Below are 15,702 nucleotides of genomic sequence, written 5' to 3'. Positions count from 1 at the left end.
CTCTTTTTGCTATATTAAATGAAAATTTTGATTTATTTTTTGAAATAAATCAAAAAACACTTACATTATTGGATTTTATATTGTTATAATTACAAACAGACCGGTTGGTATGTCAGGAGGAATACGATATTTTGGATACAAAATCGCTGATAATTGATAAGGCAACACTCCTTTTCCAACAAAAAGGATATAAGAGCGTAGGTGTCAGTGAAATTTTAAAGGCTTGTGAGGTCACAAAAGGAGCGCTCTATCATCATTTTTCAAATGGAAAAGAAGAACTATTAATTGCTTGTTTACACGGATTAAATGAAACCATCATGATAGATGTCGAGGATATTTTTAGTAAACATTCATCGACTCAAGAAGCTATACAATTCATGATCGATAAGTTAATTTTGAGCTTAGAAACAGAGGGTACCATCACTGGATATACATTTAGCAGTATTGTCAGTGAAATGGCTACCGTGAGTGAACCTGTACGCAAAGCATGCAGTTTGTTATATGAGAACATTCAAAGTATTTATCGTGCAAAGCTTGTATCTGACGGATTCACGAATGAATCAGCCTCTACGATTGCTATGTGGATGATAGCTTCGATTGAAGGTGCGATGATGTTATGTCTAACGCAACAATCATCAGATCCCCTAAGAACTGTGGCACAACTATTCCCTATAATATTGAAAGGAAGAACATCATGAATCAAGAAGCAAGATTACCAAGAAACGGCAAGGAGGGGGCGTTATATGGTGCAATCATTTGTACACTGACGGTACTGTTTATGTCTTCAATAAATATCATTTTAGGAGTTGGAGAATTTAATGGTGAAGTTGCCTTAACGATTCTTAAGGTGTTTCCGATCATTTGGGTAATTGTTATGATTATTGAGCCTGTTGTTATTGGTCGTATTGCTGAAAAGCTGACAGCTACATTCACACAACCCACCGATAGTTTCAACGCCAAAATCCTTTTCCGCATCTTATTCACCGTACTGGGAATGTCATTCTGTATGACGTTTATTGGAGACATGATCGGAAATGGGTTGAGTTCTCAAACGTATAATCACTTCTTAGCCAATTGGCCAAGAAATTTCCTGATTGCACTATTCGCTGAAAGTATATTGATACAGCCATTTGCAAGATTTGTGATGGTAAAGCTACATGCTTCTCAGGACAAAAAGAAATCCAGCGCTGCTGGCGTAACTATACATGGATTATCGGAACAAAAATCGTAATATAAATAAGCTCTCAGGCGAAGCGATTCGTTTGAGAGCTTTTCTATTTCCGTATATAATGATATCTTGGTTGAATAATTGAAACTTAAGTCTTTGCCCGTACTTTCGGGTAAGCCCTCCTATATAACAATGAAAGCATAACAATGAGAGGTAATTTTTAAATATGATGATTTATAGTCGTCTTGCCATAATGATGCCCCCATTTCCCTAGCTAGGCTCATATTCTTGTAGTTGTTCGAGGATATAAGCTTGTAGGAGGGCGAATTTAATATGAAAAAATATGCAGCACCATCTTTACTGCTAATGATTGTTCTTGTGGCTTTTCCGCAAATTAGTGAGACGATCTATACTCCATCTTTGCCGGATATTGCGGTTGCACTTGGCGTCGCTAATAGTTCTGTACAATTAACATTAAGTATATATTTTATCGGATTTGCTTTAGGTGTTTTGTGTTGGGGTTGGCTCTCTGATTTCATAGGACGGAGACCTGCCATGCTGGGTGGCCTCATTGTATATGGTATTGGAAGCTTGATGTGTTTTTACTCGGAATCCATTAATCTGCTGTTAATCAGTCGGTTTATACAAGCGTTCGGAGCAGCGACAGGCTCGATCATTACACAAACAATTCTTCGTGAGAGTGTATCCGGAAATAAGCGGCATGCCATGTTTGCCCAAATTTCGGCTGTGATTGCTTTTACTCCAGCAGTAGGGCCGCTTATTGGCGGCTTCGTGGATCAAGCTTTTGGTTTTCGAGCAGTTTTCTTTACATTAGTGATGATGAGTGTATTGTTGTTTATGTATGCCTTTTGGAAGCTGCCAGAAACCACAGATGTTTCCGCGAGAAAAAAGGTGGCCATTCTACCTATCGTTAAAAGAATGCTCTCATTGCCACGTGTACTAGTGTTTGGGTTACTGATCGGGGGCATCAATGGAGTTTTATTTAGCTACTATGCAGAAGCACCCTTTATATTTATTGAACACTTTAACATTTCACCGGGAGTATATGGTTTTTTAGGCATTGTTGTGGCCTTGGCATCGATAGTGGGAGCAATGATGTCCAAGAGATTATTGAGTCTCTATGCCGCAGAAAAAATAATTCACATCGGCTGTCTAGTGATGGCTGCTGGTTCCTTGCTATTAACACTTGTGAGTAGTCTTGGAGCGTTGCCGGATATAATACTGATCGTATGTATCTTAATCACCCTTTTTGTTATGTTAATGGGGGCCGGTATCGCTTTGCCTAATTGTCTAAGTCTTGCTCTTGTTCAATTTCAGGACGTTGTAGGAACGGCAGGCGCGATCTTCAGCTTGGGATATTATCTGCTAGTAAGTTTAGCGACGTGGGGAATGAGCGCCCTGCATAATGGTTCATTACTGACGATGCCTATCTATTTCTTAGGGATTAGCGGCGGAATGTGGTTATTAAGTAAAAAGTTTATTGTAGCGGAATAGAATTTACTTCTTAGTTATTTGATTAGAAGGAGATATGGAACGGGGTATCCATAAATGAATGGCAGTCTGGAACTTTTTTAGTTCCGGACTGCTTTTTATTTGTTAGTCTACCTCCGGTACAATGACTTGGATATGACGAGGGAGAACACTTAGCGTAATTGGTAAAATCGGACCTTCTTCACCATCCACATTGGTTCTTACGGATTCTGGAGAGCTGACTGTCACATTTTGGGCCGTGAAATAGACAACGTCTTTATGATCCTTAAGGCTGCCAAGTAGTAAAGAAATACTGGCTGTAATGGTATTGAGTATACTAAGGTCTTGAATAATAAAACAGTGAAGCAGACCATCGTCAACCGCAGCATCAGGTATCAGATTCTCGAATCCACCAACAGAGTTGGTTAACACGGCGAGAAAAAGCGGGGAATCGCCTTGCCATGTCTTCTCATCATAATGAATGACAAGAGGGTGGGGGGAAGTGCTTGTAAGTTGTTTTAGGCCTTCTTTCAAATATGCCAATGAGCCGAGTTTGGTTTTCTCTTCGATTGATACGGAGGATAATGATCCGGCGATTGAACCTACAGCAACAACATTTCCGAATAAGCGGTCATTCAAGCAACCAATATCAACTGTCTTTACGTTAGAGGAAGCAAGGGTTTGAATGGCTATTTCGGGATTCAATGGAATCTGTAACGCGCGGGCAAAATCATTAACCGTTCCTAAAGGGACTACACCTAACTTTGGGTGTTGTTTCTGATTCATAAGACCATTAATGTCTCGTGAAGCGTGCCATCCCCGCCAATGGAGACGACTAGATCGTAACACTCCTCGCAGGCAGTGATACAGTAACGAGTTGCATCTAGTTCCTTTGCCGTCTCCTTGATCGTAACCAAGTAGCCTTGATCAGCTAGAACTCTTTCTGCATATCTGACATATTCGCCAGCTTCTTCTTTACCAGATGAGGGGTTAATAATAATCATAGCTTGCCGCATAGGAATTATCCTCTCTTGTTCAATCTAATAGCCTATTAGTTGATTACCCCAAAGTGTTATAGCGGAAATCATAACAACCAAAAAAGAGGTGAGCAAGAACGACCTAAGTCGTCTTACTCACCTCTTTTTTAAACGCTTGCCGTCCCTATAAGGACGGCGAAGGCGTTTATGCTTATTAATAGACCTTGTCACCATTAAAAATGGAATTCTTAACGATAACATAATCGACTTTACGAATGGCTTCCAATTTATTGCCTCCAGCATAAGAAATCGAGGACTGAAGATCTTGCTCCATCTCTCTCAACGTTTCTGCTAAAGCGCCTTTGTGTTCGACAACTATTTTTTTGCCCTCAACATTCTTCTTTTCACCTTTTTGGTATTCAGAAGCGGAGCCAAAGTACTCTTTATACAGCTTTCCATCGATTTCGATGGTATCACCAGGAGATTCTTCATGCCCTGCAAATAGGGAACCGATCATGACCATGGAAGCCCCAAATCTAATGGATTTGGCGATATCACCGTGTGTCCGAATGCCTCCGTCAGCGATAATAGGCTTACTTGCAGCCTTCGCACACAAGCGCAGTGCAGCCAATTGCCAGCCGCCTGTTCCAAATCCAGTCTTAATCTTCGTGATACATACTTTACCTGGTCCAATTCCTACTTTAGTAGCGTCTGCCCCAGCATTCTCTAATTCTCTAACGCCTTCTGGTGTTCCCACGTTTCCAGCAATAACGAAACTAGTAGGCAGGTACTGTTTAATGTGCTTGATCATACGAATGACTGCCTCGGAATGACCATGAGCAATATCTATTGTAATGAATTCCGGAACCAACTGTTCGTTAGATAATTGTTCCACGAAATCATACTCTTCCTCTTTAACTCCGACACTTATGGATGCGATTAATCCGCGGGCGTGCATGTCTTTGATGAAAGATGTACGCTTCTCCGGTTCAAAACGATGCATAATGTAAAAGTAGCCATTTTCCGCTAAGAAGCTGGCGATCTTCTCATCTATGATGGTTTGCATATTTGCGGGTACCACAGGTAATTTAAAAGTATGACCGCCCAAGGTTACTGATGTATCACACTCCGAACGGCTATTTACGATACATTTTGCAGGAATTAACTGAATATCTTCATAATCGAATACTTTTTTCATTATATACACCTCTAAATGCGAACATTATAGTATTTTGGTTTGTTGATTGTTCGTCCACTTTGTAATGTACAGCATTCCGAACAAGAAGTCAAAATTCTAGTACATTATGGTGTAAATTGGACTTAATTATACGACAATTTGGTGTACAACTAATGATTCATATAAAAAAGCAGATTATTCATAACGAACCAAAGAAATTTAGATAACGTAAATTTAAGAACTGCTCTAAAATTTAGTCATGGAAGCTCTTACATTATAGAAAAGAAAAGGGAGGTCTCACCGTGAAAAAGTTTAATATCTTACTTCTCACCGCCGTCACTTTACTCTCGATGACACTTGCAGGTTGTGGTAGTGAGAATAACGCTCCAGCAGCCAATCAAGGGGAAAAGAAAGATAAGGTGAAAATTAGAATTGCGTACTGGAACAAAGAGGATAGTGTTAAGACCCTTCTTGATCTGGTAAAAGAAAAGCTACCGAATATTGAGCTTGAATATCAATTTATTGATAACAAGCAGTATCAAAATATTATTGAAACACAGCTAACGGCTGGAGCAGGCCCAGACATTATTTCTACTAATCCTTATACGGCATCAAGATATGCAAAGCTAGGCTACATTAAGGATATCTCTGAACTAGCTGATCGTTATAATGACGGTGGCAAGAATGTCTACTCTGTAGACGGTAAATTATATGCGCTTCCGGGAATCAGTTGGTTTGAAGGCATGTTCTATAATAAAGAGATTTTTGAAAAGCTGAATCTGAAGGTTCCTACAACCTTTGAGGAAGAACTAGCGCTCCATGAGACATTGAAACAGAATGGAATCAAACCTCAGGCGATGGGTGCTAAATCTTGGGAGCCTATGATGAAATCTTCTATGGGCCTAGTAATGAACAACTTCTTGTCTAAGGCTGAGAATAAAGACTTCGATGTACAGTACGGTGAAGGTAAGAAAAAGCTTGATGGGAACTGGAATACAGCCCTTGAGCAATGGACGGAATTAATCAAACGGGGCTATTTAACGGAGGATATGCTCGGCGTGGATTATGACCAAGCCTTGGATGAATTCGCAACTGGAAAAGCTGCTATGTGGCAGTCTGGGCCGTGGGCTGTAGAAGCCATTCAAACGAAAAATCCGAATTTGAAATTTGATATGTTTCCTTTCTATGGATCTGAGCCAGGTGCGGGCTGGTTGATTGGTGGTCCGGGTGTAGGATTTGCTGCAAATAGTAAGTCAGAGCACCAAGAAGAAATCATGCAGGTACTAGATTTAATTTCAACGCCTGAAGGACAACAAGCTTTCTGGAGTGACAACAAGGGTGGCAGCAGCTATTTGAAAGATGTTGAATTCGAAATGCCTGAACAATTCGCCAGTGTAAGCGAAACGTTGAAAGCAGGAAATGTATATGCACCGTGGAACAACTGGGGCGATGCATCTAATGTAATTGAAGATTACGGTAAGAATTTTCAATATGTATTGAGTGGAAAAATGACAATTGCGGAAGCACTGCAAGCCATTGATAAGAAGACCAATGAACTCATTCAAGGTAAAGCACAATAATGAGCTATGATACTTGCGGCAGCCTGATCGCTGCCCGCAAGTGTTTTACAAGAGAGGTTGAATAGTATGAATACGAAAATGAGGTTGCTAAAGAGGGAACTTGATTATCAAATATTGATCCTGCCGGTGCTGATCTTTTACTTACTATTTTGTGTATATCCCTTTTTCTCGACATTTTACTATAGTTTTACCGACTATTCCAATATGAAATTAGATAATTTGAAATTTGTAGGATTCGATAATTTTAAGGGTATTTTTGATAGTGATCTGTTAACGATATCGATCAAGAACTCCATTATCTACGCCATTCTAATGACCGTATTCCAGACTAGTCTCGGCTTAATTCTGGCTGTATTTCTAGATCGTAAACTAAAGACCAAAAATATTTTGCGTTCGATGTTCTTCTTGCCTGCGGTATTTAGCCCGTTAATTATTGGTTATTTATGGAGCTATATTATGTCTACTTCAGATTTCGGTCTGATCAACCGGGCGGTTACTGCGCTGGGATTTGCGAAAATCAATTTCTTAGGCAATCCTGACTTAGCCTTGTATTCGGTGGTCGGAACGCAATTGTGGCAGTGGACCGGGTGGGCGATGGTTATCTTCCTTGCCAATCTGCAATCCATTCCTAAGGATTTATATGAGGCGGCAGAAATCGACGGAGCCAATAGCTGGGGTAAGTTCTGGAGAGTGACTTTGCCGCTTATGCAGCCTTCCGTTAACGTTGTGTCGGTCACTGCCATGATCGGTGGGTTAAAAGTATTCGATATTATCTTTGCTCTAACCGAAGGTGGACCGGGAAATTCGACACAAACAATTATGACAGCTTATATCAAGACGGTATTTACAGAAGGATTTTATGCGAAAGGTGCAGCCTTTGGAGTTGTATTCTTCATTGCCGTGATGATCATTACCATGGTGATGATGAGCTTCTTGAGAAAATGGGGTGAACAAACACGATGAATACGAAATGGCTGCGAAAATGGGGAAATCCCTTATTTGAAGTTTGTATGATTATTGCTGCCTTAATTACTTTTATACCAATTTACTATTTGATTGTGACTACATTTAAAACACCAGATCAGGCAACGCTGTTTGCTTTGTCATTACCCTCTACTTTTAACTTCGGCAATTATGCAGAGGCATGGAACACGATGCAATATCCGCGTGTATTTATGAATACGTTGATTGTTACGGTGCTATCTGTGTTAGGCATTGTCTTGTTCTCATCCATGGCGGCGTATGCTCTGGCGAGAAGAAATCATGCGTTTAATCGCTTTTTGTTCTATTTTTTCTTGGCGGGAATGATGGTTCCTTTCCAAATGGGACTTGTGAATCTGTATAAATTGATCAATGCGCTTGGTTTAATGGATCATCTAGCTGCCGTAACGGTTGTAAATATCGGTACGGGCAGCATCATTGCCATATTCTTATTTCATAGCTTCTTCCTTAGCTCGGTTCCGATTGAACTGGAAGAGGCAGCTTTTATAGACGGTTGTTCGGTTTTTAAAACCTTTTGGCTTATCGCATTTCCATTATTGAAGCCGGTTATAGCAACTGTGGTCATTTTAAGTACGTTGAACGTATGGAACGACTTTATGAACCCACTTCTATTCCTACAGTCAAGGGAGAATAACGTCATCCTGTTGGAAGTCTTCCGTAATGTCGGACAATTCTCCGTGGACTGGACCAGCCTGTTTCCAATGTTATTGATGGGTGTTGCACCTCTAATGATTTTCTATCTCGTGATGCAAAAATATATTATTAAGGGCGTTGCGGCTGGAGCGCTAAAAGGATAGTAGGGGGATTCGTTCTATGATGCTTCAAAGTGTAGATGTAATGAATGTATTAGCTATGATTGAAAGAGTCATCGGGCCAGAAAAGTCCTCCCAAATCCGCCTGGAATCTATAGCGCCAGAGAATGATCAGGATGTATTTGAGTTAGCAAGCGACAGTGGTATGGTTGTGATCAAGGGCTCCTCCGGAACAGCTTTGGCATCGGGCTTCCACTGGTATTTAAAACATACTTGTAAGGCACATTTATCGTGGTGCGGAAATCAACTTGAGTTGCCTGAACAATTACCTGGACTATTCGAACCTGTTCGTCTCGCGACTCCTTATAAATATCGGTATTATTTGAACTATTGTACCTTCTCCTACTCCATGCCTTTCTGGGATTGGGAACGTTGGCAACAAGAAATTGATCAGATGGCGATGAACGGTATCAACTTGGCACTTAGCATTATTGGGCAAGAAGAAGTGTGGAGAAGAACGCTGCTTCGGATAGGTTATGAGGAACAAGAGGTTTCTGAATTTGTATGTGGACCGGCTTTCTTTGCGTGGCAATGGATGCAGAATATGACGTCTTGGGGAGGTCCGCTACCCGAATGGTGGTTTGAAGATCGAGCTAAATTAGCGAATGCCATTCATCAGAGGATGTTAAGCTTAGGCATTTCGCCTGTGCTGCCAGGTTATAGTGGTATGGTTCCCCGGGATTTCGGTGATAAATTCCCTAGTTCAAGACCGGTCAATCAAGGCAAATGGTGTAATTTTGATAGACCTTCACTCTTACTGGCAGATGATCCGATGTATGCTACAGTAGCTACTGCTTTCTATGAGGAACAGCAAAAGCTATTCGGAACAGATATTCATTTCTATAGTGTAGATCCCTTCCATGAAGGCGGAAATACCGAGGGAATTGATTTAGCAGCTTATGCAGTTGGTGTTCAGACTGAGATGCTTCGTCATGATCCACAGGCTGTGTGGGTGTTTCAAGCTTGGGAAGGTAATCCGAAAAAAGAAATTTTACAGAACGTGATCCCGGAGCAAGCACTGGTGCTTGATTTGTGGTGTGAGTCCCATCCGACTTGGGAGACGAGTGAAGCCTTTCAAGGGATCCCTTGGGTGTGGTGTATGATTCAGAATTATGGTGGTAAAAACGGGATGTTCGGCAACTTAGATAGAATTGCACATGACCCTATCACCACTTTGCACAATCCACAAGCGGGTCGTATGTGTGGGATCGGAATGGCTATGGAGGGGATTGAGACCAATCCTGTAATGTACGATCTATTGGTGGACACCGTTTGGCGCTCAGAAGCGAATGATGTTGGGGAATGGCTAGAAGGTTATATCGAACGTCGGTACGGTAAAGTTGTTCCAGCAGCACAAGAGGCTTGGAACCTCCTACAAAAGAGTGTATACAACTGTAACACAGTGCAGCAGGGTGGGATGGAGTCCTTCATATGTGCACGTCCGTCCTTGGAGCTTACCAAAGTATCTAACTGGGGTCCGACAAATGTATATTATGAGCTTGAAGATGTGCGTCAAGCCTGCAAATCTCTGTTTGAGTGTTTTGAGGAATACAGCGATGCTGAGACCTATCGATATGACCTTACGGATGTGACTCGGCAAGCCTTGGCCGATTTGTCTCGAGTCTATTATAAACGCTTCACAGATGCTTATCAGACAGGGGATCAGGTCACATTCGAAAAAGAATCAGAGCAATTTCTACAGCTGATTCGTATGCAGGAGCGTTTGCTGCGTACCTATAAACAATTTTTGCTTGGACCGTGGCTTGAAGATGCTAAACGTATGGGAAGAACGGTAGAAGAGAAAGAGCTGTTCGAATTTAATGCGAGAACACTAATCACATTGTGGGGCCCAGAGGAATCATCACAACTACTGCACGAATACTCTCATAGAGAATGGTCTGGTTTAATCGAGAGCTTCTACTTACCTCGTTGGGAGATGTTTATCTCTTCGCTTAGTAAGGCGATGTCTGGTCAGACACCGCCAGAACCTATTGATTGGTATGCTTGGGAGTATAAATGGACGCAGGGTCATGAGCTATTTGCGACAGAGCCACAAGGATCGTTGTATGAAGTGGTGAGCAGCATCATAAATACGATTTCTGAGTTTGGTATAGCAGATTACAATGAATGAGCTTCAAGGAAAACAGTTTTCTAGCCAGAAAGTGGCTAAGGGGACTGTTTTTCCCGCATTCCTTAAGGCTGTAGAGATTTGGCTTCAGAAAACCATTGAATTCAAGAATGAAGTTGATAAAATTAAGCCATGGAGGGAGTCCTATCATGTACAGAATGCTAATAGCAGATGACAATAAGTACGAGAGAGATGGCATGAAATACTTGATCTCTAAATATAAACTTCCTTTAGAAATCAGCGAGGCCAGAAATGGCAAGGAAGCGCTGCAGATTATTGAACAACAGGAGTTCGATCTTTTACTAACAGATATTAAAATGCCCTTTATGGATGGGCTGCAGTTAGTGAAGGCGGCTCGGGAAATCTATCCAAATCTGAAAATCATCCTTCTCAGCGGTCATAGCGAGTTCGAATATGCTAGAGCGGCTATTCCCTTGAAAGTGCTGCATTACTTGTTAAAGCCCGTTGAAGCAGAAGCATTACGCAACGTTCTGTCTGAGGTCGTAGAACAATGTGAGCTAGAGGAATCCCAGAAACGTAACGTAAATTTGAAACCGTATACAGGGGCGGGTGCACCGTCCAAGTCAGAGGCGGATGGAAGCCGTTCAGCAGACAGCGAATATGGTAAGCGAGCTGTGGATGAATTGATCCGTATCATCGAGAGCAAATATAACCAGGATCTAAGCTTGGAATATTTAGCGGCGAGTGTCCATCTGTCGGGCAGCTATCTTAGTCATATTTTTAAGAAAAGAACGGGCACAAGTGTAGTGAAATATATCAATCAGTACCGCATGGAAAAAGCAAAAGAATTTCTAGACCAAAGCAACTATAAAATTAACGATGTATATAAAATGGTGGGTTATTCCGACTTTTCATATTTCGGTGTTTCCTTTAAACAGCATTTCGGACTTACGCCGACGCAATATCGGGAAAAGGTCCGTTCGTTGTGAGAACGATACTGACTTTTTTTCGAGACAGAAAGCTCAAACATAAGCTGCTGGCCTCCTATCTTGTCGTGATCATTATCCCCATCTTAGTATTAGGAGTCTATTCTTACCGGATGGCTGAATCTTATTTGAAGCAGCAGTTGATGTTAGGTATGAAGAATACGGTAGAACAAATTTCGCTTAACTTGGAACAGACCTTTGAGAAACAGAACAATTTTATTGATTTCATGGTATTCAATCCGATTATCAAGAAAATTATGGGCTATGAATTAGGCGATATTATAAGTTATACGAAGGAACTCAATGAAAATATTGAGCCGACACTTTGGTACTATACGAATATTAATATGGAGTTAAAGGAAGTTAACTTCTATTCAGAATATACGGGCAAGCAGATCGGAAACTTTATCTACTCCAGTGATCAGGTTCGAAATTTAGATTGGTATCAATCCGCGAAGATGAGCAATCAGACGGAGTGGAACTATGATGATGACGTTTTATTTGTAACCCATAATATTATGAAAAGTAATAATACAACCTTTGCTGGTGTGCTGTACGTGAGGCTCGATAAGGATCGAATATTCGAAAAATTGGATGAGCTGAATACGAAGAGTGATTATGGCATCATTATTACAGATCGCAATCAACAAGTTGTCTATTCGAGTGCAAGTAGCGGGGTTGAAGAAGAGAATGTCGCAGATCATATTGTAGGTGCCGATTCAGGGCAATTCAATATTAGACATAAGGAATATTCCTTGGTCAAAAGTGATATTGAACGCCCCGGATGGACGCTTTATTATTATACACCTGTAAAAAGCATGATTGTGGATACCAGCAGTATCCTAACCGCAATGGTGTCCATCATAGTGGTATGTATTTTAATCTTATTGCTGATTATATGGATTTTTACAAAAACGCTAGTGCAACCCATCTATAAGCTGAAAAAGAAAATAAGAGTCGTGGAAGAAGGCGACTTCGATATCCTGATCCATTCTAATTCTAAAGATGAGATTGGTGAGCTTACCAACAGCTTTGCCAGCATGGTTCGGAGGATAAAGGAATTGATCGGGCAGGTCTATCAATCCGGTATTATGGAAAAAGAAGCGGAATTGAAGGCACTCCAGGCACAGATTAGTCCTCATTTTCTATACAATACGCTTTCGATTATTAATTGGAGGGCGGTTCAAGTGGAGGCCGAGGACATCAGCGTGGTGGTCAATGCGCTTTCGAAATTTTATAGAACCAGTCTGAACAATGGAAAACAATTGACAAGTATCCGGGATGAAATTCTTAATATTCAAGCCTATATCGACATTCAGTTGGCCATGCATGATGATCAGCTTTTCGATGTCACTTATCATATTGAGGAAGAGTTGTATTCCTATCAGACGATTAACTTTATATTGCAGCCGATTGTTGAGAATGCGATTAAACATGGTATCGATGAAAAAGAAGATGGAAAAGGCATGCTTACCATTGAAGCGTATACGTATAATGACAATATCCGGTTTGTGGTAAGTGACAATGGAAAAGGGATGGATCAGGAGCAAATCCAGCAGTTGTTATACTCTAACGGAACAGGCTACGGCCTGAAGAATGTTCATGAACGAATTAAGCTGTACTATGGAGAAGCTTACGGCATTTCTATCGAAAGTGAACTGAATGTAGGGACGAGGATATGTATAGATATTAACAAAAGGTCATCCCTATAGGGATGACCTTTCTTCCATTACATCTGAAAAAGCTTGTAAGCAATATATGCTGCAACGACCCAAATGATAATCGCAGAGATCTTATTAATGATCCGCATGATTTTTCCACTCGAGTCTATTTGTCCTACAATCTTCCCTGCTACAGCAAGCCCAAAGAACCAAACCCAAGAAACCAGAATGGTCGCAGCAGCAAACATAACTTTATATATGCCCGTGTAATTCAGAGAGCTGGTGCCGATAACCCCAATGGTGTCCAGGATCGCGTGTGGATTTAATAAAGAGACGGACATTGCAAACAAGATCTGTTTTTTTGAAGATAGAGGTGCTGTGTCTGTGGATGAAGAGGTAGGTGTGCTTCTCCAGATGGACCATCCCATATACAAAAGGAATACAAGTCCCACAGCAAATAAAGCGGTCTGTAGAACAGGGATGGCAAACACAAGAACAGAAACGCCTAGTACGGCTAATAAAATAAGAAGGGTGTCACATAAAGCGGCTGTAAGAATAACTGGAATCGCCCTCTCAAATTTTGGCTGTGAGGCGCCTTGGTTAAATACAAAAACATTTTGTGCGCCAAGCGGAAGAATTAATCCAAAGGCTAAGGCGATTCCGTGAAGTAGTGCGGCTAACATAGATGATTCCTCCGATGATGAGTAATGCGTTATAAAATTTGAATTAGCCCTTCAAGGGTCATCATTTGATGATCTCCTACATTTTCGGCTAAATAATATGTACTATCATACAATGCGGGCTTTCATTTAAAAAGATGTTTCATCTGCACAAATTACACCTTTAGCAGAAATGTCATACCACCTCATGACCTTTTGTAACTAGTAAGACTTTAGGAGGTTACACTATAATAAAGGTCTAGTCAGCACAGTATATAGGGGGCAATTCAGTGTTTAATCTGGTTAAGCAGTGGTTCTGGTACGATTGGCTCGTCCTCCTGTTTCGGATTTGTTTTTCTACTTCTTTTATAGTTACGATGTGTTACCTCTCAGAGGATTTTACGATTCCTTTCTGGATCGTGTTTGTTTGGGGTGTGATCTCTTTTTCAGTGCCTTGGTTTTGTTTGCAGCTGCATTATAAGTATTATCTGATGGCGGAGATCCTCCTTTCAGGTGGTCTATGCTTATATTTGGCTGCTCTGTTTCCTGATTCGTATGTAACTTTTCTGCCAATTGCTTTTATGATTGCCAGCAATAGTGCACAGAAGTCCTATCGTTGGTCAGCTCCGATCACGGTGATCTTGATTCCAATAATGTTATCTAGATTGTCACAACAAATGGATGCTATATCGATGATTGTGAACTTTGGCTTGGTGTATACGATTGGCTTCGCTTTTCACTTGCTGGTGGTGAATCATAAGCAGAACGGGATTATTAAGAACCAGAATGCTGTCCTGGAGCAGTATATCTCACAAGTCGAGCGTATGACCCTTCTGGAGGAAAGAGATCGATTATCCAAAGATTTGCATGACACTGTCGGACATTCTTATACTTCCATTCTTATGGGGCTAGAGACTTTACGTACGGAGGTGAATACCTCTGAAGGAGAGCAAAAGATAGATTCCTTATTAAAGCTAACTCGTAATGGCTTAGATGATGTTCGGCGATATTTGCACCATGTGGGCTCCTCTCAGGATTCGTTGACGCTTATGCAGTCCCTGCAGAAATTAGTGGATGATTTCCAGACTCTCTCGAAGGTTCAGATTCGTCTAAGAACGTTTGGAGAGGCATATGCAGTATCCAAGCAAGCCCAGATGACTTTATACAGATGTCTGCAAGAGTCGATAACCAATGCTGTACGTCATGGTCGAGCCAGTGAAATTGTCATTAGTCTACATTACGAAGAGAAATTGATTCGGCTGGATGTGCAGGATAATGGATTAGGCGCAACAGATTTAACAGCAGGATTCGGTCTGAACGCGATGAAGGAACGAGTTTCTAACTTGCAAGGGCAAGTGTATTTTTACTCTAAGCCAGGGGAAGGGACCTTAGTAACCTGTAGTTTGCCGAGACTCGAAGAGATCCGGGAGGAAATGGTTCGTTTATTGCTGGTAGATGATCAGCCTTATATCCGGGATAGTCTGCGAATTATTCTAGAGCAGGAGCCGGATTTTGAGATCATAGGGTTAGCAGAGAATGGTGAGCAGGCAGTAAGCTTCTGCGAGCAGGATCAACCTCATGTGGTGTTGATGGACCTAAATATGCCAAGTATGGACGGTGCGGAAGCAACCAAGCGCATTAAGCAAAAGTGGCCAGGGGTACGAGTGTTGATCCTGACTACTTTTCAAGAAACAGATATGGCAGTCGAAGCCTTGCAAAACGGGGCAGATGGCTACTTATTAAAGTCTACTGAGCCGCAGGAGCTATTTGAAGGTATACGTCTCGTACATCGGGGTGTGAAGATGATAACTCCTGCTATTACGAATGTATTAATTGATCATTATGAGATGCATCCTGCTTCTGAAGCGCAGACTGAACAGAGTAATGAATATGGGCTGACCCCACGTGAGGTTGAGATTTTAGAATGCCTCTCGAAAGGGATGCGTTATAAATCGATTGCGGCCAAATTGTATTTGTCTGATGGGACGGTGAGAAATTACGCTTCTACCATCTATGCTAAGCTGGGTGTACGGAACCGCGAAGAAGCTGTAGAGAAAGCCTTTGGCACTACGGAATAACCATAACTGAATCATCTGAAAT

The 15,702-nt window shown here is 41.4% G+C and carries 12 protein-coding genes and 1 pseudogene; 10 read left to right on the top strand and 3 right to left on the bottom strand.

Features of this window, described 5'->3' with window-relative positions; genetic code table 11:
* Positions 1–131 precede the first annotated feature (131 nt).
* The 3 genes from R50345_RS29305 (at position 132) to R50345_RS29295 (ending at position 2,683) form a co-directional block, all read left to right on the top strand.
* Positions 132–698, top strand: a complete 567-nt coding sequence (locus R50345_RS29305; protein WP_042131619.1) for a TetR/AcrR family transcriptional regulator — start codon at positions 132–134, stop codon at positions 696–698.
* The gene (locus R50345_RS29300; RefSeq protein WP_042131618.1) at positions 695–1,231 is read left to right on the top strand and encodes a DUF2798 domain-containing protein; all 537 of its coding nucleotides are present in this window, start codon (positions 695–697) and stop codon (positions 1,229–1,231) included. Before R50345_RS29305 ends, R50345_RS29300 begins: the two co-directional genes overlap by 4 nt.
* 270 nt (positions 1,232–1,501) lie before the next feature.
* Complete coding sequence (locus R50345_RS29295; RefSeq protein WP_042131617.1) at positions 1,502–2,683, top strand: multidrug effflux MFS transporter; 1,182 nt, start codon at positions 1,502–1,504, stop codon at positions 2,681–2,683.
* A gap of 102 nt (positions 2,684–2,785) precedes the next feature.
* Here R50345_RS29295 and R50345_RS29290 read toward each other — a convergent pair.
* Positions 2,786–3,663 (bottom strand): annotated as a pseudogene (locus R50345_RS29290) (diacylglycerol/lipid kinase family protein).
* Positions 3,664–3,850: 187 nt separating this feature from the next.
* Entirely contained in the window at positions 3,851–4,834 is a 984-nt protein-coding gene (gene guaC, locus R50345_RS29285; protein WP_042131616.1) for a GMP reductase, read from the bottom strand.
* Positions 4,835–5,115: 281 nt separating this feature from the next.
* Between guaC and R50345_RS29280 the strand changes: the two genes are divergently transcribed.
* The 6 genes from R50345_RS29280 to R50345_RS29250 all read left to right on the top strand — a co-directional run bounded on the left by R50345_RS29280 (position 5,116) and on the right by R50345_RS29250 (position 12,994).
* Positions 5,116–6,393, top strand: coding sequence for an ABC transporter substrate-binding protein (locus tag R50345_RS29280; protein WP_042131615.1), 1,278 nt, complete (start codon positions 5,116–5,118; stop codon positions 6,391–6,393).
* Between the two features lie 204 nt (positions 6,394–6,597).
* Entirely contained in the window at positions 6,598–7,356 is a 759-nt protein-coding gene (locus R50345_RS29275) for a carbohydrate ABC transporter permease (RefSeq protein WP_231573986.1), read from the top strand.
* The gene (locus R50345_RS29270; protein WP_042131614.1) at positions 7,353–8,192 is read left to right on the top strand and encodes a carbohydrate ABC transporter permease; all 840 of its coding nucleotides are present in this window, start codon (positions 7,353–7,355) and stop codon (positions 8,190–8,192) included. The genes R50345_RS29275 and R50345_RS29270 overlap by 4 nt, the downstream gene beginning before the upstream one ends.
* A gap of 16 nt (positions 8,193–8,208) precedes the next feature.
* Positions 8,209–10,338 carry an alpha-N-acetylglucosaminidase gene (locus tag R50345_RS29265; RefSeq protein ID WP_042131612.1) on the top strand — a complete coding sequence of 710 codons (2,130 nt, stop codon included), beginning with the start codon at positions 8,209–8,211 and terminating at the stop codon, positions 10,336–10,338.
* Between the two features lie 146 nt (positions 10,339–10,484).
* Positions 10,485–11,285 carry a response regulator transcription factor gene (locus R50345_RS29255; protein ID WP_042131609.1) on the top strand — a complete coding sequence of 267 codons (801 nt, stop codon included), beginning with the start codon at positions 10,485–10,487 and terminating at the stop codon, positions 11,283–11,285.
* A 110-nt stretch (positions 11,286–11,395) separates the two neighbouring features.
* Positions 11,396–12,994, top strand: coding sequence for a sensor histidine kinase (locus tag R50345_RS29250; RefSeq protein ID WP_231573984.1), 1,599 nt, complete (start codon positions 11,396–11,398; stop codon positions 12,992–12,994).
* Between the two features lie 17 nt (positions 12,995–13,011).
* On the opposite strand, the gene R50345_RS29245 is transcribed toward R50345_RS29250, so the two are convergent.
* On the bottom strand, positions 13,012–13,626 hold the full coding sequence (locus R50345_RS29245; RefSeq protein WP_042131606.1) for a LysE/ArgO family amino acid transporter: 615 nt from the start codon (positions 13,624–13,626) through the stop codon (positions 13,012–13,014).
* Between the two features lie 266 nt (positions 13,627–13,892).
* Between R50345_RS29245 and R50345_RS29240 the strand changes: the two genes are divergently transcribed.
* Entirely contained in the window at positions 13,893–15,680 is a 1,788-nt protein-coding gene (locus tag R50345_RS29240; protein WP_042131604.1) for a helix-turn-helix transcriptional regulator, read from the top strand.
* Positions 15,681–15,702 lie beyond the last annotated feature (22 nt).

Origin of the sequence: Paenibacillus sp. FSL R5-0345 (genome assembly GCF_000758585.1) — a bacterium.
Classification (GTDB): domain Bacteria; phylum Bacillota; class Bacilli; order Paenibacillales; family Paenibacillaceae; genus Paenibacillus_AQ.
The sequence above is the reverse complement of the archived record's forward strand: the minus strand, read 5'-3'. Positions and strand labels throughout refer to the sequence as shown.

Excerpts from the sequence above, each read along its gene's own strand:
- R50345_RS29275 (WP_231573986.1), top strand. The coding sequence starts at position 6,598 with ATGAAATTAGATAATTTGAAATTTGTAGGATTCGATAATTTTAAGGGT.
- R50345_RS29300 (WP_042131618.1), top strand. The coding sequence starts at position 695 with ATGAATCAAGAAGCAAGATTACCAAGAAACGGCAAGGAGGGGGCGTTA.
- R50345_RS29255 (WP_042131609.1), top strand. The coding sequence starts at position 10,485 with ATGTACAGAATGCTAATAGCAGATGACAATAAGTACGAGAGAGATGGC.
- R50345_RS29250 (WP_231573984.1), top strand. The coding sequence starts at position 11,396 with ATGGCTGAATCTTATTTGAAGCAGCAGTTGATGTTAGGTATGAAGAAT.
- R50345_RS29245 (WP_042131606.1), bottom strand. The coding sequence starts at position 13,626 with ATGTTAGCCGCACTACTTCACGGAATCGCCTTAGCCTTTGGATTAATT.
- R50345_RS29270 (WP_042131614.1), top strand. The coding sequence starts at position 7,353 with ATGAATACGAAATGGCTGCGAAAATGGGGAAATCCCTTATTTGAAGTT.
- R50345_RS29295 (WP_042131617.1), top strand. The coding sequence starts at position 1,502 with ATGAAAAAATATGCAGCACCATCTTTACTGCTAATGATTGTTCTTGTG.
- R50345_RS29265 (WP_042131612.1), top strand. The coding sequence starts at position 8,209 with ATGATGCTTCAAAGTGTAGATGTAATGAATGTATTAGCTATGATTGAA.
- guaC (WP_042131616.1), bottom strand. The coding sequence starts at position 4,834 with ATGAAAAAAGTATTCGATTATGAAGATATTCAGTTAATTCCTGCAAAA.